General features: G+C 64.8%; 20 protein-coding genes and 4 tRNA genes. 14 read left to right on the top strand and 10 right to left on the bottom strand.

Annotation, left to right across the window (positions count from 1 at the left end):
• Nucleotides 1–35: 35 nt before the first annotated feature.
• Nucleotides 36–902 carry a glucose-1-phosphate thymidylyltransferase RfbA gene (rfbA, locus tag ACYQ4W_RS06685; RefSeq protein ID WP_459854344.1) on the bottom strand — a complete coding sequence of 289 codons (867 nt, stop codon included), beginning with the start codon at nucleotides 900–902 and terminating at the stop codon, nucleotides 36–38.
• A 135-nt stretch (nucleotides 903–1,037) separates the two neighbouring features.
• Between rfbA and ACYQ4W_RS06680 the strand changes: the two genes are divergently transcribed.
• From ACYQ4W_RS06680 to ACYQ4W_RS06660, 5 genes are all read left to right on the top strand, one after another.
• Nucleotides 1,038–1,808, top strand: a complete 771-nt coding sequence (locus ACYQ4W_RS06680) for a DUF1614 domain-containing protein (protein WP_459854341.1) — start codon at nucleotides 1,038–1,040, stop codon at nucleotides 1,806–1,808.
• 15 nt (nucleotides 1,809–1,823) lie between these two features.
• A complete protein-coding gene (locus ACYQ4W_RS06675; RefSeq protein WP_459854338.1) occupies nucleotides 1,824–2,612 on the top strand; it encodes a MogA/MoaB family molybdenum cofactor biosynthesis protein in 789 nt (262 codons plus the stop codon).
• Nucleotides 2,613–2,742: 130 nt separating this feature from the next.
• Nucleotides 2,743–4,131: a TolC family protein gene (locus ACYQ4W_RS06670; protein ID WP_459854335.1), complete on the top strand. Its 1,389-nt coding sequence runs from the start codon at nucleotides 2,743–2,745 to the stop codon at nucleotides 4,129–4,131.
• A gap of 8 nt (nucleotides 4,132–4,139) precedes the next feature.
• On the top strand, nucleotides 4,140–4,361 hold the full coding sequence (locus tag ACYQ4W_RS06665; protein ID WP_459854333.1) for a dual CXXC motif small (seleno)protein: 222 nt from the start codon (nucleotides 4,140–4,142) through the stop codon (nucleotides 4,359–4,361).
• Between the two features lie 85 nt (nucleotides 4,362–4,446).
• Complete coding sequence (locus ACYQ4W_RS06660) at nucleotides 4,447–5,343, top strand: lytic murein transglycosylase (RefSeq protein WP_459854330.1); 897 nt, start codon at nucleotides 4,447–4,449, stop codon at nucleotides 5,341–5,343.
• Between the two features lie 303 nt (nucleotides 5,344–5,646).
• Here ACYQ4W_RS06660 and ACYQ4W_RS06655 read toward each other — a convergent pair whose 3' ends face one another.
• From ACYQ4W_RS06655 to ACYQ4W_RS06645, 3 genes are all read right to left on the bottom strand, one after another.
• A complete protein-coding gene (locus tag ACYQ4W_RS06655) occupies nucleotides 5,647–7,071 on the bottom strand; it encodes a bactofilin family protein (protein ID WP_459854328.1) in 1,425 nt (474 codons plus the stop codon).
• Nucleotides 7,072–7,667: 596 nt separating this feature from the next.
• Complete coding sequence (locus ACYQ4W_RS06650; protein ID WP_459854325.1) at nucleotides 7,668–8,774, bottom strand: glycosyltransferase family 4 protein; 1,107 nt, start codon at nucleotides 8,772–8,774, stop codon at nucleotides 7,668–7,670.
• A gap of 57 nt (nucleotides 8,775–8,831) precedes the next feature.
• Nucleotides 8,832–9,194: a molybdenum cofactor biosynthesis protein MoaE gene (locus ACYQ4W_RS06645; RefSeq protein WP_459854322.1), complete on the bottom strand. Its 363-nt coding sequence runs from the start codon at nucleotides 9,192–9,194 to the stop codon at nucleotides 8,832–8,834.
• 35 nt (nucleotides 9,195–9,229) lie between these two features.
• Between ACYQ4W_RS06645 and ACYQ4W_RS06640 the strand changes: the two genes are divergently transcribed.
• The 4 genes from ACYQ4W_RS06640 to ACYQ4W_RS06625 all read left to right on the top strand — a co-directional run bounded on the left by ACYQ4W_RS06640 (nucleotide 9,230) and on the right by ACYQ4W_RS06625 (nucleotide 15,215).
• Nucleotides 9,230–12,007 carry a tetratricopeptide repeat protein gene (locus ACYQ4W_RS06640; protein ID WP_459854320.1) on the top strand — a complete coding sequence of 926 codons (2,778 nt, stop codon included), beginning with the start codon at nucleotides 9,230–9,232 and terminating at the stop codon, nucleotides 12,005–12,007.
• A 49-nt stretch (nucleotides 12,008–12,056) separates the two neighbouring features.
• Entirely contained in the window at nucleotides 12,057–12,800 is a 744-nt protein-coding gene (gene gpmA / locus ACYQ4W_RS06635) for a 2,3-diphosphoglycerate-dependent phosphoglycerate mutase (protein WP_459854470.1), read from the top strand.
• A 1-nt stretch (nucleotide 12,801) separates the two neighbouring features.
• Complete coding sequence (gene mutY / locus ACYQ4W_RS06630) at nucleotides 12,802–14,049, top strand: A/G-specific adenine glycosylase (protein ID WP_459854315.1); 1,248 nt, start codon at nucleotides 12,802–12,804, stop codon at nucleotides 14,047–14,049.
• A 125-nt stretch (nucleotides 14,050–14,174) separates the two neighbouring features.
• Nucleotides 14,175–15,215, top strand: coding sequence for a VgrG-related protein (locus tag ACYQ4W_RS06625; protein ID WP_459854313.1), 1,041 nt, complete (start codon nucleotides 14,175–14,177; stop codon nucleotides 15,213–15,215).
• 157 nt (nucleotides 15,216–15,372) lie between these two features.
• Here the strand turns inward: ACYQ4W_RS06625 and ACYQ4W_RS06620 are convergent, their stop codons facing one another.
• Complete coding sequence (locus tag ACYQ4W_RS06620) at nucleotides 15,373–16,218, bottom strand: AraC family transcriptional regulator (protein ID WP_459854311.1); 846 nt, start codon at nucleotides 16,216–16,218, stop codon at nucleotides 15,373–15,375.
• Between the two features lie 148 nt (nucleotides 16,219–16,366).
• Here ACYQ4W_RS06620 and ACYQ4W_RS06615 point away from each other — a divergent pair, with 148 nt between their 5' ends.
• Nucleotides 16,367–17,413 (top strand): bile acid:sodium symporter family protein, encoded by a 1,047-nt coding sequence (locus ACYQ4W_RS06615; RefSeq protein ID WP_459854308.1) that lies wholly within the window; start codon nucleotides 16,367–16,369, stop codon nucleotides 17,411–17,413.
• Between the two features lie 294 nt (nucleotides 17,414–17,707).
• On the opposite strand, the gene bamE is transcribed toward ACYQ4W_RS06615, so the two are convergent.
• The 4 genes from bamE to dksA all read right to left on the bottom strand — a co-directional run bounded on the left by bamE (nucleotide 17,708) and on the right by dksA (nucleotide 21,398).
• Nucleotides 17,708–18,385, bottom strand: a complete 678-nt coding sequence (bamE, locus tag ACYQ4W_RS06610) for an outer membrane protein assembly factor BamE domain-containing protein (protein WP_459854304.1) — start codon at nucleotides 18,383–18,385, stop codon at nucleotides 17,708–17,710.
• 106 nt (nucleotides 18,386–18,491) lie between these two features.
• Nucleotides 18,492–19,097, bottom strand: a complete 606-nt coding sequence (locus ACYQ4W_RS06605; protein ID WP_459854302.1) for a tlde1 domain-containing protein — start codon at nucleotides 19,095–19,097, stop codon at nucleotides 18,492–18,494.
• A 252-nt stretch (nucleotides 19,098–19,349) separates the two neighbouring features.
• Complete coding sequence (locus ACYQ4W_RS06600) at nucleotides 19,350–20,972, bottom strand: NFACT RNA binding domain-containing protein (protein ID WP_459854300.1); 1,623 nt, start codon at nucleotides 20,970–20,972, stop codon at nucleotides 19,350–19,352.
• 63 nt (nucleotides 20,973–21,035) lie between these two features.
• Nucleotides 21,036–21,398: an RNA polymerase-binding protein DksA gene (dksA, locus tag ACYQ4W_RS06595; RefSeq protein WP_459854297.1), complete on the bottom strand. Its 363-nt coding sequence runs from the start codon at nucleotides 21,396–21,398 to the stop codon at nucleotides 21,036–21,038.
• 289 nt (nucleotides 21,399–21,687) lie between these two features.
• On the opposite strand from dksA, the gene ACYQ4W_RS06590 reads away from it, so the two are divergent.
• The 4 genes from ACYQ4W_RS06590 to ACYQ4W_RS06575 all read left to right on the top strand — a co-directional run bounded on the left by ACYQ4W_RS06590 (nucleotide 21,688) and on the right by ACYQ4W_RS06575 (nucleotide 22,076).
• Nucleotides 21,688–21,762: transfer RNA gene (locus ACYQ4W_RS06590), tRNA-Gly, on the top strand.
• An 8-nt stretch (nucleotides 21,763–21,770) separates the two neighbouring features.
• Nucleotides 21,771–21,845 (top strand) — tRNA-Cys (locus ACYQ4W_RS06585).
• A 4-nt stretch (nucleotides 21,846–21,849) separates the two neighbouring features.
• Nucleotides 21,850–21,924 (top strand) — tRNA-Gly (locus ACYQ4W_RS06580).
• A 77-nt stretch (nucleotides 21,925–22,001) separates the two neighbouring features.
• Nucleotides 22,002–22,076: transfer RNA gene (locus ACYQ4W_RS06575), tRNA-Gly, on the top strand.
• 75 nt (nucleotides 22,077–22,151) lie between these two features.
• Here ACYQ4W_RS06575 and ACYQ4W_RS06570 read toward each other — a convergent pair.
• On the bottom strand, nucleotides 22,152–22,385 hold the full coding sequence (locus ACYQ4W_RS06570; RefSeq protein WP_459854294.1) for a hypothetical protein: 234 nt from the start codon (nucleotides 22,383–22,385) through the stop codon (nucleotides 22,152–22,154).
• Nucleotides 22,386–22,532 lie beyond the last annotated feature (147 nt).

Raw genomic sequence — 22,532 nt, 5'->3', positions numbered from 1 at the left:
ATACTAAATAAATAGCGCACTAACCGTTTAAATCATCACCCTCTCAACACTTCCATCAAGTACCGCCCATAGTCATTCTTCAGCATGCAACTGGCGAGCTTCTCCAGTTGCGGCGCGTCGATGTACCCCATGCGGAAGGCGATTTCCTCCACGCAGGCGATGCGCAGGCTCTGGTTCTCCTGCACCATGCGCACAAAGTTGGCGGCGCGCAGCAGCGATTCGTGCGTGCCCATGTCGAGCCAGGCCCAGCCGCGGCCGGTGAGCTCCACCGAGAGGTCGCCGCGCTGCAAGTAGGCGTTGTTCACGTCCGTGATCTCAAGCTCGCCCCGGGCCGAGGGCTTGAGCCCCCTGGCGATGTCCACCACGTCGTTGTCGTAGAAATAGAGCCCGGTGACCGCGTAGCGCGACTTGGGCACGCGCGGCTTCTCCTCAATGCTCAAGACCTTCTGCTCCTCGTCGAACTCCACTACGCCGAAGCGCTCTGGGTCCTTCACCGGATAGGCGAAGATGGTGCCGCCCTTGGTGAGCGCGGCGCAGCGTTGCAGCACGCCGGAGAGCCCCTGCGCGTAGAAGATGTTGTCGCCCAGCACCAGGCACACGGTGTCGCTGCCGATGAAATCCGCGCCGAGGACAAAGGCCTGGGCCAGGCCGTCGGGGCTTGGCTGCGCCACGTACTGGAAATTGAGGCCCAGGTTCGAGCCGTCGCCCAGCATTTCGGCAAAGCGGGGCAGGTCGGACGGTGTGGAGATGATGAGGATGTCGCGGATGCCCGCCAGCATGAGGGTGGAGAGCGGGTAGTAGATCATGGGCTTGTCGTACACCGGCAAAAGCTGCTTGCTGATGACGCGGGTGATGGGGTGCAGCCGAGTGCCGGAACCGCCAGCCAGAATGATGCCCTTCATGTTCGCTCCGCTTGTTTGAATCGTGGCCGCGGTTTACATCGCGCGCCCGGGTTGCTAGTCTCAGCGGCTGGATACCCTGTTTGGCCCGTGCCTGGCAACCGCCGGAACAAGCCCCGCGCATAACAAGGAGCCCCCATGATCTTCAGGGCCGGACCGCCGATTTTCATTTTGGCCATTGCTGTCCTTGTGCTGCTGGGACTGTTCATCGCCGTGCCCATAAGCCTCGTGGCCTCGGCCCTGGGCAAGCTGGGACTCACCGGCGCGCAGGGCCTGGCCGTGTTCCTGCTCACCATCATCGGCAGCGCCTGGAACATTCCCCTGTGGCGCACCACGCGCCTTGTGCGCGGCGAGGCGGCCCCGGCCAGCCGCATCTTCGGCTTCAGCGGAAACATCGGCCGCATCCGCATGGGGCAGAGCCCCTTCGGCCAAGGCCCCTTTGGGGCGGCGCAGGACCAGGGCCTGCTGCTTTCCGAGCAGGTCATCGCAGTCAACGTGGGCGGCTGCCTGGTGCCGTGCGCGCTTTCCGGCTGGTTCCTGTGGCAAATGCAGCTCTCCGGCGTCTTGGGCGGCTGGCTGATCTTGTGCATCCTCATTCCCGCCCTGGCGTGCTACCTGCTGGCGCGGCCCATGCCCGGCGTGGGCATTGGCGTGCCCATACTGCTGCCCCCGGCAGTGGCGGCCATGACGGCCATTCTGGTGGCGCCGGAGCTGGCCGGGCACGAGTCCCTTGCGCCGCGCGCCGCCTACATGGCGGGCACACTCGGCACGCTTCTCGGCGCGGATTTGGGGCATATGCTGAACCGCCGCACCTTGGCCCTGCTCGATGCGCCCTTGCTGTCCATCGGCGGCGCGGGCACCTTCGACGGCATATTTCTCGCAGGCATCATTGCCGTGCTGCTGGCGTAGCACAAGGGAGACACCATGGATAACGTGACCTTGCGCTTTGGCAAACACGCGGGCGAGACGGCCGGGCAGAGGTTTTTCCTCTCCAGCGCGCCTTTGCCGCCGGGACTGCCCCAGGCCCATGCCGAGACTTTGCCCGCCTTGCGCGCCGGGCACATGCTGCGTGGCGAGCAAGAGGAGCACCGCGTGCTGGGGCGCTTCTGGTGGCCGGGCATGGGCACCCAGGTGGACGCCCCGTGCTGGGTGGTGGAGACGCTGGTGCCCGCGCCGTCCGGGCTGGACGATGTGCGGGAGCTTGCACTTTCGCGAGCAGGCTTTGCACTAGCCTGGATCACTCTGAGCGACAAGGGCGCGGCGGGTCAGCGCGAGGACGCCTCCGGTCCGCTCATCGAGGAGCTGGCGCGGGCGGCCATGCCCTTGTGCCTGGCGCGGGGCTTTGTGCTGCCCGACGAGGAACGGCAGCTTGCCGCGCTGTTGACGCAGCTGGCCCTGGTGGACGGCTTTGATTTCATCTGCACCACGGGCGGCACGGGCGTGGCCCCGCGTGATGTAACCCCGGAGGCCACGCTGCGCGTCATAGAGAAGCGCATGCCGGGCTTTGAGCGCGCCATGACCCTGACCAGCCTGGCGAAGACCCCGCGCGGCGCCGTCTCGCGGGCGGTGTGCGGCACCCTCGGCGGCGCGTTGCTCTTGAATCTGCCGGGCAGCCCCAAGGCCGTGCGCGAATGTCTGGAAGCCGTGCTTTCGGCTGTGGCGCACACCATTGAGAAGCTTCAGGGAGACCCTTCCGACTGCGCAACCCTCTAAGCGAAAAGCTGATTTTTGCATCTTGCGGTTCGGATTCGGAAGGAGTATAAACACTTGTTTGAAAGCTGCCGATACATTTGATGGGCGCTACGCCCAGAACAAACACGAGCAGTCACAAGGATATTGCACGATGCGCAAAAAAGCCCTCCGTCATCTTTCCGCCCTGGCCCTGGCGTTTTGCCTCGCGGGCGAGCAGAGCTTCGCCCTGGCCCAAGACGCCGCGCCCCTGCCGGCGAAAACGGCGACCCAGACCAAGGCACAGGCCATGCCTTCCTCCTTCGACCTGAAGCAGGCCGTGGAATACGGGCTGGCCAACAACCCGACCATGGTCTCTGCCCGTGCCCAGCTGCTGGGCAGCGAATACGACCAGAACTCGGCCATGGCCGACTTTTTCCCCACCGCCACCCTGAACTATGGGGTGCTGAGCTACGACAGGCAGCCCAAAAGCTCCGGCGTGGCCACCAACGACCAGACCATTTGGACCGGATCGGTGAACCTGCACCAGCCTGTGTTCACGGGCTTCAAGCTTTTGTCCACCTACCAGAAGGCCAAGCTCACCAAAGAGCAGAACGAGGGCAAGCTGACCCAGACCGAGCTGACCCTCATCAGCGCCATCCAGACGTATTATCTTTCGCACCTCAAGGCCAAGATGGACGTGAAGAGCGCCAACGACTCCGTGGAGCGCCTGAAGTCGCAGCTCAAGGTGACCGAGGCGTTTTATGAAGTCGGCTTGAAGCCCAAGCTCGACGTGCTCCAGGCGCAGGTTGACCTGGCCACGGCGGAGCAGACGCAGCTGACTTCCAAGAACTCCCTGGACACCACACGCGCCAAGCTCAACTCCCTGCTCAACCTGCCCCTTGAGGCTCCTGTGGAGTACGTGGGCGAGCTGACCTACGCGCCCTTCAACATGCAGCTTGCCGACTGCCTGACCCGCGCCTACAAGAACCGGCCCGACATTCTGGTGGGCATCAAGAGCGTGGCCATGGCCGAGAAGGACCAGACCATAGCCGGCAGCGCCTTCTACCCGGAAGTGAGCGCCGACTACAATTATTACAAGAAGGGCGACAGCCCCTCCATCAACGACAGCAAATATCTTTCCAACCAGAACAAGGAATACTGGACCGTGGGCGCAAACGCCTCGTGGACCGTTTTCCAGTGGGGCAGCACCTACAACAAGTACAAGAGCGGCGGCGAAAGCGTGAACAAGATGCGCGCCGACCTGGAGAACACCAAGCTTGGCGCAGGGTTCGAGGTCAAGCAGTACCTCCTGAGCCAGCGCGAGGCGGCCGACCGCATCGGCGTGGCGCGCAAGTCCGTGGAGACCGCGCGTGAAAGCTACCGCATGGCCCTTGCCCGCTATCAGGCCCAGGTCGGCACCAATACCGACCTCTTGACCGCGCAGGCTTCGGTCAGCAGCAGCGAGGCCTCCCTGTCGCAGGCCCTGGCCGACTACCAGACCGCGCTTTCCAATCTCTACGTGGCCATGGGCGAGAAGAATCCGCCCCTGGAGATTCGTTAGGCCGCGCAGTGGGATTATTGACATCATATTGCCGGCGGCCGGAGGTGCGGACGCTGCCCGGGCTCAAGTGCCCCAAGTGCGGCGGGGCCATAGCCCTGAACCGGGCCTGAAGCGAAGTGAGCCTGCGCTGCACGGGGTGCGGCGCGAAACACCGCTTGCAGGATTTCGCCGATCAGATGGATGAGGATTTTGAGGAGGAGGTGGGCTTTGTGCCCCTGGACCGCCTGTGAACGCGCCTTTTCCCGCTTGCCTGCCCGCGTCCTGCTGACAACGCGTGCCGTGCATATTCTGGCGCGACCCTTCGGGGTCGCGCTTTTGCTTGCGCTGATCCTGGTGCCCGCGCCCGCGCCCGCGCAGTTTCAGGCGCCGACCCAGGGCGTGTGGTCCCCGCTCACGCGCCGTCTCGCAGAGGACGGCTTCGACCCCGTGGCCCTTTCCGCTTTGTTCTCCCGCGCAGAGGTGCGCTTCGACCCGCTCATCATGGCCCGCAAGATGAACGCCCTGCTGGAGGTGAAGCTGTCCGTCGGCAAGCCCAAGCCCGAAGCGCCGGAACTCTACCTCAGCTATCTGAATCCGTTTTTGCTGATGCAGGCGCGGGGCTTTCTGGACACGCAGCGCACGGCCCTGCGCGAGGCCAGAACGCGCTTCGGCGTGCCGGAGGAGATAGTGACGGCGCTGCTGTTGGTGGAAACCAAGCTGGGCCGCAACGTGGGCAACAAGAGCGCCCTTTCCACCCTGGCCAGCATGGCGCTGGCCGGAGACTTCTCCCTCGTGGCCCCGCACATCGAATACCGAGACCTGCCGCCGAACCTGGCCCTGTGGCTGCGCTGGCGCACGGCGCAGAAGGCCGCCTGGGCCTACAAGGAGCTCAAGGCCCTGCTGGTGTACGCCAAGAACGCCGGTTTCGATCCCGCCAGCATCCCAGGCTCAGTGTATGGGGCCATCGGCATCTGCCAGTTCATGCCCACCAACGCCGTGCGCTACGGCATGGACCTGGACGGCGACGGCCGGGTGGATCTCTTCAGCCCCACGGACGCTGTTTTGAGCACGGCGCGGTTTTTGGCCGCCAACGGCTGGCGCGCCAACATGACGCGTGAGGCGCAGATGGCCGTGCTCTATCGCTACAACCATTCCCATCCCTACACGCGCACCATCATGGCCGTGGCCGACCGCCTGCGCGACGACGACTCCGCGGCCGAGCCGGGCTGGTAGCGCCTTTGCCCGCGCCGAGCCTTCTTGCGGGTTGTTCCCTGGAGGCCGCGGCGCGCAAGGTTGCGTTCTGCTCCGCCAGCGGCGTTTCCATCAGCGGTGTTTCTTGAGCTGCCCAGCCGTTCGCGACGAGTTGGGTCTGCTGCGGAATCGAGAGGCTTGCACCTCCTGCACGCTTTCACCCCTCTGACAGACGGTTTTGCGCGGGGGCGGTGTTGTGAACCTGCGGCCTCTGCCGGATCGGCGTCGCCCCGCAAGAGCCCCTGTGCTTTTCGTCTGTCTCGCCTTCGGCCTTTGTCGCCCCTTCTACGGCCAATACGTCGCCACGTAGTCTGAAAGGACGAAGCGGCTGTACGTCCAGGTGCCGTAGGGGTTGTAGTTGGCGTTCGTGTAAAATGCGCCGATGTACGAGCCGCCGCCGCCCGGATAGATGTTGCCCGCGGAGAAGATCGTGCCGACCCAGTTGCTGCCGCCATTGAAGGTCACGGTGCCGCCGATGTCCGCATACACGCGGCTCGCGGCGGCATAGTTGGCGAAGTTGATGCTGGAGACCCTGTTCACCGCGTCGAAGCATGATGTCGCCGTGGAGGTGCGCACGTACACATCGCCGTTGATGGTCATGGGGCCGCTGTCGAAGATGTTGATGTAGGTGTTCGGCGTGGAGAGATCCAAGCAGATCTTCGAACCGCCGTTTGAGGTGATGGAGGTGAACGCATTGGACTTGTCGGCCATGTTGGTGGAGCCGAAGAACGTATACTTCCCGGTGATGTTCAAAGCCTGCGACGAGGGGACCGTTTCGTGCGCGGGCAGCGTGTATGAGGGGCACAGCGCCGGGGCGGCGTAGCCCGTGGTGACCGTGCCGGTGTAGGCCGTGTAGTACGCGGGCTTGTACACTTGGCCGTGCACGTAGATGTTGCCGGAAACGCTTGCGCCCCAGTTCAGGTACACGTCGCCGCCGGCATAGATGTCGCCGTTGACCGTGCTGGAAACCGTGACGTTGCCCTGGGCGTACACGTTGCCGTTGACGATGGAGCCGCCCTCGATGACGACGCACGTATCGGAGCAGACGTAGTCGCCGTTGCCGAGGGTGCCGATGACCACGCCGCCCGTGATGTCCAGGCAGGTGGCGCCCGTGCCGAGGTAGGAGTAAGACCCGCCGATGACCGAGCCGCCCGCGACATGGGACGAGGTCGTGGTGACGTTGCCGGTGGTCGTTCCCGCCGTCCATGTGGACGACGAGCCGCTGTAGGTGCCATGCAGGGCGGGCGTTGTTGAGGCTGTGCTGGCGGTGCTGATGGCCGGGAGGTTGACGGCCCGGCTGATGGACGAGGCGGATGCGCCCATGGAATTGGGGCAGCCTGTGCCCGCGGCGGTGATGGAGGCCGCGCCGGAGACATACGCCGCCGTGATGGTGAAGGAGAGGCCCTTGGCCGCGTTCACCGTGTATGCGCCGTGGTTGTTCATTTCATCAATGACGGTGTTGACCGCGGTGGCTGTGGTGCAGGCGCGCAGGCGCGATGTGGCATAGCGGATGCCCGTCTCGCTCATGTACCGGGCCTGGGTGGCGCAGTTCGGCGTCATGGTGCTGATGGCGCTGGAGCTGAAAATCGTCGTGCCTGCAAGGGCAAGCATGCCGAAGGCCACCAGGGCGATGACCAGATAAAGCACGATGCTGCCGTGCTGGCGGGCGGTGATGGCGGCGTCGCCCTGGGGGGGCGTGGGACGCGGCATTGTTTTCTCCTGGCCGGCGCTCGGCATGTGCGAGGCGTTGATGGAAATCGTGGCGCTCCCGATGCTTTGCAATTATCGGGCACACTGCGGTGCTTGGGCAACGCGGCAGGCATGCTGCTGCGGTTTGCCGGTCATACCGTCCAGACGAAAAGGACGACGGCCGGTTACATGACCGTGCGGCGCTGGAATGCGCGCGTCCACGCAAAGAAAAGATCGCGCAGCACTGTTGAATGAAAACGAGCACGCCGCTGCCGGCACGCCCAAATCCGATGCGCCAAAACTTCGCCAGGGATGTGAACATCCGTCGACGGCAAAATGTCGGCGAAGCGTTTTGGTCATGGCGCGTGGGCGGCACGGGAACAACGATGTTTTACTCCGGCCGGTTCGGACATGGCAAGGGCAAGATTGAACCGCCGCCGCATGCCGGTCCCGTTCTGCTGACTGTGGGCGCGGCAGATGAAAGCCGCAGCGTGCGGCGATGCGTTCTGGGTATTTCTTGTGCTCTCGGCGAAAGAACGCGGCTCTGCGAGGCGTCCGCTTGGCGTCCGCCAGTCCAGCAGGGTGGAGACGTGCGGCGCGCCGAACGCGGCGGCGGGCTAGTCGAAGAATCCCTCGTACAGCGTCAGCGTGCGTTGCAGAAAGTCGCGCCCGGAAAGCTGCGACAGGGTCAGGTCGCCCGCCCGCACAAGCTCCTTGCGGTATTCGGCGTCGTCTATGGCGCGGGCCAGCATCCTGGTCATGGCGTCCACGTCGCCGGGGGCGAAGAGCGCCTCCGGCGGCAGCAGGTCCGGCATGACGCCCACGTTGGACGAGAGCAGCGGACGCCCGGCGGCCAGAATCTCCAGGGCCGCGCGGGCGATGGTTTCAGACCAGAGCGAGGCGACGATGCCCACGTCGGCCGCGGAGATGCACGCGCCCAGGTCCTCGCGCCGGCCGGTGATGACCACGAAGCGCTCCAGCTTGAGCTCCTTTATCCAGGCGCGGACCTCCCCCTCGCCCGTGGCGCTGCCGAAGCCGAGCAGCATGAGCCGCGCGTGGCGGTAGCCCTGCTTGTGTATGAGCCTTGCCAAGGCTTGCAGGGTTTCGCGCTGGCCCTTGACCAGATCGAAGCGGCCCAAAAGGGCGATGACCGTCTCGCGCGGGCCGTAGCTGAACTCCGCTCGCACGCGCTCGCGCCCGGCGGGATCGAAACGGAAGCGCTCCTTGTCCACGCCGCCGTGGATGAGCCAGACCTTGTCCTCGGGCGTGCGCATGGTGGAGAGAAAGTGCCTGGCCATGCGCGAGTTGGTCACCACCACAGCATCGGCCACATGGGTGTGCAGAAAGCGGTTCACCGCATCCGCGCGGGGCGGGCGCTGGTCGCCGCGCGTGCGCACCAGCCGGAACCCGAAGCCCAGAGCCTTCAGAATGCCCCAGAGGAAGAAGCCCTCGCCCCGGTGGCAGTTGACGATTTGCGGTTTGAGCGTGCGCAAAAGTCCCATGAGCTTGGCCATGGTGACGGCCAGCCGCAGGGGATTGGACGTGTTGAGATCGGCCGGGCGGGCGTCGAGGCCCCATTCCAGGGCCTTTTTGTGGCTTTCCGTTCCGGCCAGGGTGAGCACGACGACCGTGTGCCCGGCCTCTTGCAGCAGCCGGGAGAGATAGAGCGCATACCACGCGGTGGCGTTGAACCAGCGGACGTTGACGACTTGCAGGATGACCATGCCGGACCTTATGCGATGCGCTCGCGCTGCCGATGAGAGAAAAGGGGAGAGCGCGGGCTATGCAAAGACTTCCCGCTTGGTCATGGCTTCGCTCTTGATGCGGTCGAGCAGATCGGACAGGACGGCCTTGACGTTCTCGCGGATGTCGCCCGCGACGACGATGAACAGCGCGTCGTCTCCCGGCTTGAGCAGCCCGCCCTTGGCCTCGGCAAAGGCGCGGAAGATGCCCGGGCGCTTCTGGTGCTCTTCGCAGAGGGACTTGATCTTGGCGTGGTCCGGGGTGATTTCGACAGCGATGACGTTCGAGTGGTCCTTTCGCGACCAGCCGCGCACCACGCCATTGTGCACCAGGATCATGCCGACATGGTCGGCGAAGCCCGGCTCCTTCTTGAGTTCTGCGATTGCCTGGCTTATGTCCATACGAGACCTCCGGTAGGGGTTGACCTGGAGAGAAAATGTACACGCTTTCGACCCTGTTGGAAAGACTTCCAAGCGTCTCTCAGGCGCGGCTCATCAGCTCCGGCTACGGTTTGTGGCTGGTGTGGTCCGGCTCGTTCAACAACGCCGTGGGGCACACCCTGCGCGACCACGGTCTGGTCCAGCTGGTGGACGATCCCTGCCAGAGCTTCTGGGTGTCCTTCAATCCGGAGGTTTTCCGGGCGCTGGCCAAGCTGCAGATCTGGTCCAAGCTGGACCCGCTGCCGTTGTTTTGCCAGGTGTTCCCGCTCACCGCCCTGGTGGGCTACGACATGAGCCTTTCGGTCTCCGTCCCGCGCGAGTTTCTGCGCCAGCAGGCGGGCGTGGCCGAGGATCTCGAGGTCCTGGTGCACCCCAAGCTGCAGGAGGCGGTCAAGGGCATCCACGGCCTGAGCATGGGGCAGCCCGTGTCCATGCAGGGCCTGGCCAACGCCAACTGGATGACCCTCGTCTCGGACCAGGGCATCGACTACACCTCGCCCGCCAACTGGTACGGTGTCATCCGGCCCCTGGGGCGTCTGGGCGAGCGCGAGGCCATCGCCGGCTGGCGCGCGTGCTTTTCTGAGATCCAGGGCGTGTTCCAGCGTCTGGGCATCAAATATCTTTCCGACGACGCCGAGGGCTTCGTCATCTTTCCGCTGGAGAACTACCGCCAAATGCGGCTCTACTGCACGGAGCTCTCCATGCTACTGGCCGAACTCAAGAGCACCCAGCGCGCTTACTGGCCCTGCGTCTTCGCCATGTCCGAGCAGCGGGGCATGTCCTTCTCCATGGATCTGCCGCACCGCTTCGGCCTGGACTGGAACAGGCTGACTCCCGACTTTCTGCACATGCGCTACCGCGACGGCTATGCCTTGTACGACACCTTCAAGGTCAACGAGCTGAGCTACGGCGGCGATCAGGAGTCCCTCGACTCCTGGTGCAACATCAACATCCGCCAGGGCGAGGGGCAGACGGGCCAGGGCACCATTGAAATGCCCTTGCCCAGGCGCTGGCTCGCCGGCAGCGGCAAACCCTGCTTCTACTGCGGGCTGGTGAACCATGCCGCGGCCAATTGCCCCAGCAAGGTTTTGCCGCCGTTCCGCTCGGACATATGGACGGAGCTGGGGCGCAAGAACCTCTCGGACATGGCCCAGAGCTTCCACAACATGGATGAGTCCGCCGAGCCCGCGAAGTTTTTGTCCCAGGCGGCAGCGCTGCTGAAAAACGGCGAGGGCGTGGACGCGACCCTTGTGCGGGCCATGTTCGCCATCGGCGCGCCCTACCAGCTGGGCATTCTGCCCGTGCTGCCGCGCATCAAGAACCGCGAGTGGCCGGTGGAGGCGGAACAGCTGAATCTGGAGGAGCCTTGGCCCCTCATGGAAGCGTTCGGCCTGTTGCTCAACGGCGACCTGGAAAAGGCCAAGGAGGCCCTGCGCGCCGTCAGCGCCAAGAGCGGGCGCACCTTTGAGGGCGCCTGCATGGAGGGCTTCGTCTCCCTGGAGGGAGAAGATCACCACATGGCCCAGTTCTACTGGCAGGAGGCCGGACGCCTGGGCCAGACCAACGTGCAGCAGTGCTACGTGCAGTTTCTGCAGGCGCGCCTGCGCGAAATAGCCGGAGACTACCGCGAGGCCCTGAACCTGTACCGCCAGGTGCTCATGGGCTCGTCCAAGTGGCTGGAGCCCACGTACCGCGAGGGCGTGTGCATGGTCAAAATGGGCTTCACCGGGCAGTCGCTCGATATCTTTGCCGACCTTGTGAACCGTGAGCCCTCGCTCTTCAACCGCATTCTCGTGGATTCTGAGATCGACCGCGGCCGGGTGCATGTGCTTTCCGGCCTGTGGAACTCCTGGGTGGAGTCGCAGGCGCGGGCCAAGGCCGTGGGCCTCAAAGTGACGGAGCAGCTCAAGGAGCTGCCGCAGTGGTTCGAGGAGGACCACGCCTTCCGCAAGCCGGCCCAGGCGCATTTGGAGCGCATGGACGCCCTGGCCAACACGGACAACTACGTGGCCTTCCGCGAAGTGGGCAAGGGCATGGACGGTTTCACCGTGGAGATGCAGAAGCAGATCGAACAGGAGATCAAGCGCATAAAGGATAGGGCCACGACCTATGCCCAGCGCCTGCGCGACGTGCAGTACGAGGCCGGGTGGTTTCCCTTTCCGAAGCTCCTGCACGATTTCAACAACGACTTCAACATCTGCGTCAAGCGCATCAACTGGGTCATGACGCAGCCGCTGCGCAAGGCGGACAACTTCCGCACCGCGCGCCGCTATGTGCCGGAGATAGAAGAACACCTCAAGGCCCTGACCAAACGCCTGGTGTCCTTGCGCATCGTGCGCGACAGCACCCTCTTCGCCATGATACTCGGCAAGAACTTCATCTGGATCGAGGTGGTGGGGCTGGCGCTGGCGCTTTTGACCATTCCCGTGCTGCTGTTCTATTCCAGCAAGTTCGCCAGCAACTGGATTGTGGACGGCATCTTGGCCCAGAAGTGGGCCTTCCAGAAGGGGCTGCTGTTCCTGGTCACTATTTTCGCCCTGGGCTTTTCCTCGCTTTTGAGCGTAACGACCTTTGAGAAGAAGAAGCGCAAGCTTTTCGAGGCCGACGCCGACCGCCGGGCCGAGAACAAGAAGGCCGAGCAGCAAAAGGCGGAGCAGAAGAAGGCCGCCGCCCGCCCCGCCGGCAAGCCGGCGGAGACCAAGGCCACGGCAAAGCCTCCGGGCAAGCCCGGGGCGAAGCCCGCCGCGAAGCCGGCCGAAAAGGGCAAGAAGTAGCCGCCACATCAACCCCGCCGAAAATTCCGCGGCGGCAGGAGGTCTTGTGATGCATACCCTGGTGCTCATCCGCCACGGCCAGAGCGTGTGGAACCTGGAGAACCGCTTCACCGGCTGGACCGATGTGGACCTCTCGGACCAGGGCATCGCCGAGGCCGAGGAGGGCGCCCGGCTGCTCAAGGCGGAAGGCTTCACCTTCGACCGCTGCCACACCTCCTATCTGCGCCGGGCCATACGCACCCTGTGGACCGTGCTGGAGCGCATGGACCTCATGTGGCTGCCGGTGGAGACGACCTGGCGGCTCAATGAGCGCCACTACGGCGCGCTGCAGGGGCTGAACAAGGCCGAGACCGCCCGCCAGTACAGCGAGGAGCAGGTGTTCCAGTGGCGCCGCAGCTTCGACGTGCCGCCGCCCCCCCTTGAGCTTTCCGACCCGCGCTACCCCGGCCGCGACCCGCGCTACGCCGGGCTCGCCCCGGCCGACCTGCCGCGCGCGGAGAGCCTCAAAATCACCATCGACCGCGTGATGCCCTACTGGCACCAGGTGCTTGCGCCGCAGATCAAGAGCGGGCAGCGGCTCATCGTGGCGGCTCACGGCAACTCATTGCGCGGGCTGGTGAAATACCTCGACGGCATGAGCGACGACGACGTGGCCGGGCTGAACATCCCCACCGGCGTGCCCCTGGTGTATACGCTGGACGAGAATCTCAAGTCCCTTGGCCGCCGTTACCTCGGCGACCCGGAAGCCGTGGCCGCCGCCGCCCGCGCCGTGGCCAATCAGGCCAAAGGCTAGCGTGCCGCGCCGTTCCCCCCGGCTTGCGCCTGTCGCCGGAGCCGCCGCCGCAGTTTCCGCTTCGCCCGTTTCTTCGGTGACCGCAGCGGCCGCCGCCTTGTCCTCCTGCGGCATCGCCGCGGCGGAGCATCTCGACATCCTGGCCTTCCGGCAGGAGCTGCTGGACTGGTTTGCGCGCAGCGCGCGCGACCTGCCCTGGCGGCGCACCCTCGACCCCTATCACGTCTGGCTCTCGGAGATCATGCTCCAGCAAACGCAGATGGAGCGGGGCGTGGCCTACTTCGAGCGTTTCATCGCGCGCTTTCCGGATGTGGCGGCCCTGGACGCTGCCGGCGAGGACGAGGTGCTCAAGCTCTGGGAGGGGCTGGGCTACTATTCCCGCGCCCGCAACCTGCGCCGCGCCGCGCGCCGGATCATGGAGGTTCACGGCGGGGCGTTCCCCAGCGACCCCGAGGCCATCCGCGCCTTGCCTGGCGTGGGGCCGTACACTGCCGGAGCCATCGCCAGCGTGGCCTTCAACGCGGCCTTGCCCGCCGTGGACGCCAACGTGCTGCGCGTGTTCGCCCGCGTGCTGAACATCGGCGAGCCCGTGAGCGTTCCGGCGGTGAGGCGGCGCATCGAGGCCGTGGCCGTGCAATTGCTCGACCCGCTGCACGCCCGCGAGTTCAATCAGGCGCTGATGGAGCTTGGCGCCCTGGTGTGCAAGCCGCGCAAGCCGGATTGTCCGTCGTGCCCTGTGGCGGCGCAGTGCCAAGCCCTGGCCTGCGGCACGGCGGAAGCCCGCCCGGTGCTGAAGCCGGGACCGGAGATCATCCGCGTGGACATGGCCTGCGGCGTGCTGGCCAGCCGTGGCCGCATCTTCATCCAAAAGCGCAGGCAGGGCGACGTGTGGCCCGGCTTGTGGGAGTTCCCCGGCGGGGTGATGGAGGAGGGCGAGACGCCGGAAGAGACCCTGGTGCGCGAGTACCAGGAGGAGACCGAGCTGGGCGTTCTGGCCGGCGGCAAGATCGGCGTGCTGCGCACCAGCTACACGCGCTACCGCATCACCCTGCACGGATTCTTCTGCCAGGCCGCGCCCGGCGTGGACCCGGAGACGCGCTTTTGCCTGAACGAGGCCGACGAGGCGCGCTTTGTGGCCCCGGGCGAGCTGAAGGACTACGCCTTCCCCTCGGGGCACTCGCGCCTGGTGGCCAAACTTCTGACAGACCTGCGCCTGAACGCCTTCCTCGCCGCTTCCCGATCGCTCTAACCAATCAATATTGCATCGTGATTTCTGGTAGGCACGGTCCATGCTTACCCGCTTCCGTGAACGTGTCGCGATCAATCTCCTGACAGGGCCTTTGCCCCACAGGAACCGGCACCGGAGGGAAGCAGATGTCCGGCAACAACAATATTTCCGATACGATCCGCATCCTGCAGGAGGCGGAGTCCGGCGGCGGGCTGAACGGCCTCGGCGCGGCAGGCGCTATTCCGCGCGCCGCGGGGGGCAAGGTCGATCCCAAAACCGTCGCCTTCCAGGCGCAGATGCGCATGGCCCAGCAGGCCATCAACATGAGCCTCGCCACCGACGAGCAGCCCGCCAACGCCATCGGCAGCATGGACACCGCCATGCTGAACGACAGCATGATGATGGACGCGTTGTCGACCATTGCCCGTTTGACCGGGCAGGGCCCGGGCGCGCTGCAAAAGCCGAACGCCGCGCAGAGCCCGGAGAAGGCCCTTACCCGCAACGCCTCGGCGCAGGGCCTCGGCTCCATCGCCGCCATGTTCGAATCGGGTGAGAAAGGCATCGCGGCGGTGGGGTTCGACCGCACCGGCGGCACAAGCTACGGCAAGTTCCAGATTTCCTCCCGCGCCGGAACCATGAACCGTTTCATCAGCTTTTTGGCCGAGCGCGACCCCGCCATGGCCGAGCGTCTGCGTCGTTCCGGTCCGGCCAACACCGGCTCGACCCAGGGCCGCATGCCCGCCGAATGGGCGCGCATCGCTGCGGAAACCCCGGAAAAGTTCGAGGCCCTGCAAACGGAGTTCATCAAAAAGGACCACTACCAGCCCGCGCGGGAAAAGATTCTGATGCAGACCGGCGTGGACATCGAAACCGCAAAGCCCGCCCTGCGCGAGGCGCTGTTCAGCACCGCCGTGCAGCACGGAGCCAGCGGCGCGGCCCGCATCTTCAACCAGGCCATCGACAAGTTTTTGGGCAAGGGCGGTGGACATGCGCCCGCCGTGGCCGAGGCGGTCAGCGGGGCCAAGGGCTTTGAGCAGGCCCTGGTGAGCGAGGTGTACAACAAGCGGCAGAACCAGTTCGGCGGCTCCACCGACGCCGTGCGCGCCAGCGTGCGCGGCAGGCTGCGGCAGGAGAAGGACATGGTCCTCGCCATGCTGGAGAAGCAAGGCATGAGCCGCATCGTGTAATCCCTGCGCACGTCCAAAATCCCACGACAGCATCAAGCGCGCTCCGGCGCGCTTTTTTGCGTTGGCCGCCGCCAATTCCCGGCGCGCCTTTTCCAGGTTAGCGGCCCTGGCGCTGGCGCATTCACCGGCAAGACGCCGGCGGACAGTATCCCTTGCCTCAGGTGTGCGCCTTCGGCGCGGATTCCGTTGGAGAGGATTGCTGCGGCGCGGGTTCGCTCAAGGCGGAGTCGGACAGGGGCGGGGCCTGCATGGCCTCGCGCGGGGTGACGCCGAATTCCCGCCGGAAGGCCGCTATGAAGGCCGAGGTCGAGGTGTAGCCGGAGTCCAGCGACACTTTCGTGACGCTGTCGCCCGCCTCCAGGCCGTCCAGAGACTTGAGCAGCCGAAGCCGCCTGCGCCACGAGCGGAAGGAAAGCCCGGTATCGTGCAGGAACAGCCGCGTCAGAGTTCGGCCGGAGAGCCCCGCGCTTTTGGCCAGCTCCGTCAACGTGCGCTGGTCGTCGGGCTGGGCCTCCAACTGCGCGCTCACCCGCAAGAGCCGCTCGTCCACGGGCAACGGCAGGGAAAAGAGCACCTCCTTGAGTTCGGAGAGCTGGTCGAGCAGCACGGCCACAAGCCGTCCGGCAGGTCCGGTTTCGTCGTAGTATTCCGGCAGGCGCGTGGCCACGCGGATGAGCTCGCGCACCAGGGGCGTGACGCTGAGCACGCGGCACTGGGCCCAGCCCCAGGGCGCGGCAGCGGGGTCGATGTACAGGCTGCGCATCTGCGTGCGCTCCGTGCTGACCACGCTGTGCTCAAGCCCGGGAGGAATCCATATGGCGCGCTGGGGCGGGGCCAGGTAGCTGCCCAGGCGCGTGCGCACGCCCAGCACGCCCCGCGTGGCGTAAGAAAGCTGGATCCAGTCGTGCGCGTGCACCCGCACCCAGGAGGGCTGCGTCAAGGCTTCGACACGGGGAAAGATGGGCCGGGGCAGGGCGGATAGTTTAGGTAAAACGCGTTCCATAAGCGCTTGTCCGTTTGGCGATATGTTTTGTCGTTTCAGCGATAGACGACCATAACCGGGAAAGGGTAGCTAAGCCAACAGGAAAAGCGCTTCCCCCCCAGCGCAGGCATCCTCCTGATTGTTCCCAAAGCTTGAGAGGTGTTTCGCAATGCTCGCAAATCGCTTGAAGAAACTGGCAAAAGATTGGTTCCTGTTCGGCATGATCTCCGCCGTGATTCTGGCCACGCTGCTGCCCGACCTGGGGCGCACCGGAGGCACCCTGCACGCGGATGTCCTGTCCAACGTCGGCATCTTTCTGGTGTTCCTGTTCCACGGCATCGGGCTCTCCACCGAGAGCATGAAGAAGGGCTTCTCCAACTGGCGCCTGCACCTCATGGTCCAGAGCATGACCTACATCATGTTCCCGCTGCTGTGGCTGGCCATGAACGCGCTTGTGGGCCGGTTCATACCGGAATACCTCATGCTGGGCTTCTTGTATCTGTGCGCCTTGCCCTCCACCATTTCGTCCAGCGTGGCCATGACGGCCATCGGCAAGGGCAACGTGCCCGGAGCCATCTTCAACGCCACGCTTTCGAGCCTGCTGGGCATCTTCCTCACGCCGCTCATCATCAGCCTTGCGCTCAAGACCAGCGGCGGCGAGGGGCTCTCCCTGGTGGACGCCATGATCAACATCGCCGTGCTGCTGTTCCTGCCCTTCGTCCTTGGCCAGCTGTTGCGCCCGGTCGTCGGCAAGTGGTTCAGCCGCTATAAGAAGTACATCAACAACTTCGACAAGGGCGTCATCCTCATGCTCGTGTACGCCTCGTTCTGCGATTCCGTGAAGGGCGGCCTGTGGACCAACTACGGCGTGGGCACCATCGCCCTGACCATGGTCGTCGCCGCGGCGATCCTGTTCGTGGTGCTCGGCATCAGCACCTTCACGGCGCGTCGGTTGGGCTTCAGCAAGGAGGACGAGGTGGCGGCCGTGTTCTGCGGGTCCAAGAAGACCCTGGCCTCGGGCGTGCCCATGGCCAAGCTGCTCTTTGGCGCGCATCCCGGCCTGGGCGTCATCGTGCTGCCCATTATGTTCTATCACCAGATCCAACTTTTCACCTGCTCCATTCTGGCCGAGCGCTACGCCCGGCGGCTGCATCCCGAGACTGCGGCAGCCGCTGACGTGACGGGCGCGCCAGCGCAGGAGCCTGTGAACGCCTAGGCGCACAACGGTTTCCCCCCAACACAGGGGCGCGGCGTGGTATGCTCGCGCCGCGCCCCTGCCTGCTTTGAAGCCTCAAGCGCACAGTACATTGCTGCGTCTCATCCCGCATCGCTTCCCCCCCATTCCCACTCGCAAATCCAAACAAAAGGGCTGCGCCGAATCACCTTCAGCGCAGCCCTTTGGCTGTAATTTTGGGGGGAGGCATGGGGGCACTTCTTGATGTGAGAAGTGTAAAACAACTGAAATCAAGCAGGTTGACGAATATCCCCACGCTGTCCAGGCGGGCGGAGCCTACTCGCTTTTCGTCCCGCCCATGAGGCTTGGCGACGGGCCTTCCTGGCTGAACTCCTCCACCTGGAAGCCGATGACCTTGTCCTTCTCATACCAGACCACGACGGTCTGGAGACGCGTGCGGTGGGTCGCTCGCATCTCTTCCCAGCCCAGCTTGCGATTAAGCGCCGGGGTGAGCGGCTCCCACTTCTTGCTCTCGATGCCATCACGCCAGGAGTCTGCGGCCATGGGCTTGCCCAGGATGGCCCGCACCTGCGCGCGGCTCATGCCCAGCCTTATCCCGCTCAAGGTGGCCAGCCCGGCATGCACGCGCGGGGTGCGGGCGCACAGGCTCGGCTGGCGGATGAACGCCACGTCCGAGACCACGGCGATGGCGTCCACGAATCCGTACACGCCATAGAGCAGAAGCACTGCGGTGCGGTCGCTGGGCGTGGCGGCGGTGTAGCACCAGCCCTCGACCCCGTGCATGTCCTCCAGGCTGGGTTCCGACGCCGGAATTTTGCCGAAGAGGTTAGGAATGCGTTCTTCCTTTATAGTTTCCGGTCGGATGTAGAGTCCGCCTGCACCGCGTCCGTCCGTGGGGCCGAAGGGCCCCACCGTCAGATGCCGGGGGGCGATGTCCTTGGGCGGCGTGCCGTCCTTGCCCAGGGGTGGGATGTTGCGGTCCGGGTCCTGCACCTTCAGGAAGGGCTCGGCAGTGACGGCTAACCCCTTGTTCTCCGCCAGGGCCTCCCCGGCCAGCAGGCCGAGGAGGAGACAGGCGAAGAGAAGCGGCAGGGCTAGCCTAAAGCGTGACGCGCAAAATCGACCCCACGGGAATCTGCCTGCGCGTTGTTTCCTTCGTGAGGATGCAGCCTTGCGAAGCCTTTGGCGACTCTCCATTATGCATCCAGAATCCGTCACGGTTCATCTCCTTGAGGCGCTGCCGGGTTTCCGCATCCGCAGGTTCCAGGCGAAGAATGTGCTGCCCCATGCGCTTCCGGCGTTCATCCGCCGTCGTATCCTCGATCACTTCCGTGACCTTGTAGTTCCCGCGCGGGATGGGGCCTCGATTCTTCTCGTCTTCGAACTCCGGCTTGTCGCGATAGTCGCCATAGCCGGCGTGTCCCTTGTCCATGAGGCGTCCATCGGCAGCGCGCAGCTCCCCGGATTTCTGGCTGTACGTCAAGTGGGGCTGCCTCGGCGCTGGCGGCGGGGGCGGATACTTCGGCTTTTGCGGCGTCGAAACCTTGCCGCGCACTTTGCCGCCGCCCGAGAGGCCCCCTGAGCCTGTGCTCCCGATATATCGTCCATGCCCGTCGTAAGGCTGTTCCTCGCCGCCGCCGCCTGGCTTGGTGCCCATCGGCCCCAGGCCCATTCCGGCTGCGGCGTGTTTGCCGTCGTCGCTCACCCAGGTCCGCATCCGTCTGTCCGAGCTGCTTCTTTCCATAGCCAACCGGCTTTGGCCTTTCAATGGAATTATAGCCAGGACTTTATGTGGTGAACAGAACACACCCGTTCTTGGCCGGTAAAAGAACAAAAATACCCTGTTGACAGGGTATGCGGAGTGGGGAGCCACTGGTCGTGGCGTGGAAAGAGACGTCAGGGCGGAACGCCCTGGCTCTTTAAGGCGTTGCGCTTTCGGCATATCTGGAAGGGATACTTATTTGCCCCGGCGAGGGTGCGGGGGCTGCGCCCCTGGCTTCTTTCCCGTTGCTTGCCCGGTTCCCTTCCCCGCTGGCATCCCGGTTTCCGCCCCGGTCTCGGCAACACGCAGCCGTTCCTCCAGGCCCGGATCAAGCGTCACCAGCAGCATGCGCTCCACCTCGTCCACGGCCACGGATCCGATGGCCGCGCCCTTGACCTTGCGCACGTCCTTGACGCGGGCCAGCAGCACCTCGGCCTTGGCGTCGTCCTTTCGATAGCTCTTCAGGGCGCACAGGGTCGCGGCCTCCACAAGGCTCTGCTCGGGCACGGGCTGTTCCGGGTAGTCGCGCCGCAGGATGACGTGGGCGCTGGGCCCGCCCGCAACGTGCAGCCAGTAATCGTGGGGCGCCGCCGCGCGGGAGAGCATGTCGTGGTTGGCCTGACTGCTTTTGCCGCGCAGCACGAGAAAACCGTTCGAGGTGCGGAACATGGCCACGGCAAGGCCCTGGTAGCGTTTGGGCAGGGCCATGGCCGCGGGCTGTGCGGATTTCTGCTGCGCCTCGCCCGGTATCCCTTTGCCGCGCGCGGGCAGCATCTCCGGGCCAACGCCCGCCAGCAGCTGGTCGCGTCTGCGGGCCACATGCTCCAACCCCCGGCGGCCCTTGGCTGCCTGGCGGAACAGATGCGCCATGTTCTCCACGGGATTCAGGCGCGGGTCCAGCGGCACGCGCTGCGGGCCGTGTTCAGGGTGGTCCAGAACGATGCTCTCGGCCTTGGGCGTGGCATGCAGGCCGGATAGGGCGATTTGCAGCGCCTCGGCCGGGATGGACAGCTCGGCCAGGGCGCGGTGCCGCGCCTCGTCCTTGTCCAGCAGGGCCAACTGCCGGGAAAGGCGTTTGCGGGCGCTTGCGGCCTGGTCCAACTCCTCACGCGCTTCCTGCTTGCCCAGGTGCGCGAAGAGCGCCCGCTCGCCATAGGCGCGCGCCGCCTCCAGCGCGGTGTCGAAACGTCGGCAGGGCATGGCTGCGTCAGCCGGGCGCCAGGCCAGGGGCGGGCCTGCCTGGGGAAGGAAGAAGCCTTCCGGCCGGCCCGCGCCGAGTTGCGACAGCAGGCGCGCGGCCTGGGCCGGAGCGTTTTGCGCCAGGGCGGCAAGCTGCTTGCGCAGGGGCGGGGTGGCTTGGGGAAACTCGCGCCAGACTTCGGCGTCGTCCAGGAGGCGCGGCAGGTCCGGCCAGGAGGGCTCTGGCGGGGCGGCAAAGTTTTCGGCCAGGGCGAGGTCCTCGCGCAGGTCGAACACCAGCCACTGCCCGGCGGAGGGCACATCGCGGGGGCTCAGGGCAAAGGCCAGGCGCAGATTGGGCCAGTCCAGGCGCGCTTCGAGCAGACGCCGCCCGGTGAGCCGCTTGCGCAGCCACATGACCCGCGCGGAAGCGGCCAGCGGGTTCTGCGGGCGCTGGTCCGAGACAAAGAGAAGGCCCGCCTGCTTGGCGGGCCTGAAGATCAGGTTGGTCTTTCGCCCTTGGCCGAAAAGCGCGAGGATCAATACCCCATCCGCCGGGCCGTGGACCTTTTCAATGCGCTGGCCGGCAAGGGCCGTCGACAGTTCTCCTGCCAGAGAGCGGAAGAAGTGGGCTTCCATCCGTGGACCTCCTGGCTGGATACCTCCGTAAACGTGTATCGCGGGCGTTATGAAGCGGGCGGTCTAGTCGCCGCGCACCATCTCGTCTTCTTCCTGTTTGCTCTTGCAGTTGATGCACAGGGTCGTCATGGGACGCGCCTTGAGACGGGCGATGCCTATCTCGTCGCCGCATTCCACGCAGATGCCGAATTCGCCTTCCTCGATGCGGGTCTGAGCCTGCTGGATCTTCTTGATGAGCTTGCGTTCGCGGTCACGCAGGCGCAGCGTAAAGGCCCGGTCGGACTCAGCCGTGGCGCGGTCGGCGGGATCGGCGTACACCTCGACGGTTTCGGTCATGTCGTCGATGGTTGCCTGCCCCTTCTGGAGGATGTCCCCCAGCATGGAGTTGAGCATGTCCCGGAAGAACTGAATGTCCTTAGCTTCCATGGGCAATCTCCTGGATGGGAGGGACGGCCTTGCCTTCAAAACGCGGCTGGCCCCTCCGAGTACAAACGAATGCGCCTGATAAACCAAAACAGGAGCAGTTGTAAAGGCCCTTGAGAATGACGAACCATAAGGCTTGTCAGACGGGGCAACCTTGTGTAGAGGTGCACGCGGATGACCCAAGGTCGATGTCGTTCCCACCGCGCATTCGTGGTTTCGAGAAAATCTGGAAATCTTGCGGATGCATGCTTGACAGGTGGGGGGGGCAAAGGTAAAAGGGGCTCCCTTTTGAGCGGGAATAACTCAGCGGTAGAGTGCAACCTTGCCAAGGTTGAAGTCGCGAGTTCAAATCTCGTTTCCCGCTCCAAAAGAAACGGCGGCATAGCCAAGTGGTAAGGCAGAGGTCTGCAAAACCTCCATCCTCCGGTTCAAATCCGGATGCCGCCTCCAACGAGCGGGAATAACTCAGCGGTAGAGTGCAACCTTGCCAAGGTTGAAGTCGCGAGTTCAAATCTCGTTTCCCGCTCCAGGTCCTTGATGGGGGGCCGACTCCGGTCGGTCCCCTTTGCCCCCTCCCTCCGCAGGCGGGGCACGCTTGAACAACGAGCGGGAATAACTCAGCGGTAGAGTGCAACCTTGCCAAGGTTGAAGTCGCGAGTTCAAATCTCGTTTCCCGCTCCAAAGCAAAAGTAAAGGCCGATCCGCAAGGACCGGCCTTTTTCATTGGCGCATCAGCGTGAACAAAAAGGATCAGGCTCAGCGCAGCTCGCCGCGGCTGGAGCGCACCTGAAGCTCCTGCAGAATGAGCCGCTCGTATTCGGGGTGCATGCGTTCGTCGTCCGGCATCTCGTTGGCGAGAAGCGGGTCCGCGCCCATGATGCGCGAAATGTGCTGGGTCTCTTCCCAGAAATCCAGAAGCTCATCATCCCCCAGGGACTTGATCTGCTCCTCAAGGGTGAAGGAGTCTTCGGAAACAGCGAATTGGCCCATGCGATGGTCATCCTTGCAAGTGTAAAGTTGCGGCCGGTTTCGGCCGATGTGTGCGGTATCTGTTACCCGTTTCGCTCCTGGCCGTCAAACCTTGACCAACCTTGGGCAGCCGTGGCCAGTTATTGAGAAAAACGTTGACAACGAAGC

Source organism: Humidesulfovibrio idahonensis (genome assembly GCF_054657715.1).
This window is presented reverse-complemented; position numbering and strand designations above follow the sequence as displayed.

What these genes read in the sequence shown, in the direction of transcription:
- rfbA (WP_459854344.1), bottom strand. Translation starts at nt 902, where the DNA reads ATGAAGGGCATCATTCTGGCTGGCGGTTCCGGCACTCGGCTGCACCCC.
- ACYQ4W_RS06680 (WP_459854341.1), top strand. Translation starts at nt 1,038, where the DNA reads ATGATCTTCAGGGCCGGACCGCCGATTTTCATTTTGGCCATTGCTGTC.
- ACYQ4W_RS06675 (WP_459854338.1), top strand. Translation starts at nt 1,824, where the DNA reads ATGGATAACGTGACCTTGCGCTTTGGCAAACACGCGGGCGAGACGGCC.
- ACYQ4W_RS06670 (WP_459854335.1), top strand. Translation starts at nt 2,743, where the DNA reads ATGCGCAAAAAAGCCCTCCGTCATCTTTCCGCCCTGGCCCTGGCGTTT.
- ACYQ4W_RS06655 (WP_459854328.1), bottom strand. Translation starts at nt 7,071, where the DNA reads ATGCCGCGTCCCACGCCCCCCCAGGGCGACGCCGCCATCACCGCCCGC.
- ACYQ4W_RS06650 (WP_459854325.1), bottom strand. Translation starts at nt 8,774, where the DNA reads ATGGTCATCCTGCAAGTCGTCAACGTCCGCTGGTTCAACGCCACCGCG.
- ACYQ4W_RS06645 (WP_459854322.1), bottom strand. Translation starts at nt 9,194, where the DNA reads ATGGACATAAGCCAGGCAATCGCAGAACTCAAGAAGGAGCCGGGCTTC.
- ACYQ4W_RS06640 (WP_459854320.1), top strand. Translation starts at nt 9,230, where the DNA reads ATGTACACGCTTTCGACCCTGTTGGAAAGACTTCCAAGCGTCTCTCAG.
- gpmA (WP_459854470.1), top strand. Translation starts at nt 12,057, where the DNA reads ATGCATACCCTGGTGCTCATCCGCCACGGCCAGAGCGTGTGGAACCTG.
- ACYQ4W_RS06625 (WP_459854313.1), top strand. Translation starts at nt 14,175, where the DNA reads ATGTCCGGCAACAACAATATTTCCGATACGATCCGCATCCTGCAGGAG.
- ACYQ4W_RS06620 (WP_459854311.1), bottom strand. Translation starts at nt 16,218, where the DNA reads ATGGAACGCGTTTTACCTAAACTATCCGCCCTGCCCCGGCCCATCTTT.
- ACYQ4W_RS06615 (WP_459854308.1), top strand. Translation starts at nt 16,367, where the DNA reads ATGCTCGCAAATCGCTTGAAGAAACTGGCAAAAGATTGGTTCCTGTTC.
- ACYQ4W_RS06600 (WP_459854300.1), bottom strand. Translation starts at nt 20,972, where the DNA reads ATGGAAGCCCACTTCTTCCGCTCTCTGGCAGGAGAACTGTCGACGGCC.
- dksA (WP_459854297.1), bottom strand. Translation starts at nt 21,398, where the DNA reads ATGGAAGCTAAGGACATTCAGTTCTTCCGGGACATGCTCAACTCCATG.
- ACYQ4W_RS06570 (WP_459854294.1), bottom strand. Translation starts at nt 22,385, where the DNA reads ATGGGCCAATTCGCTGTTTCCGAAGACTCCTTCACCCTTGAGGAGCAG.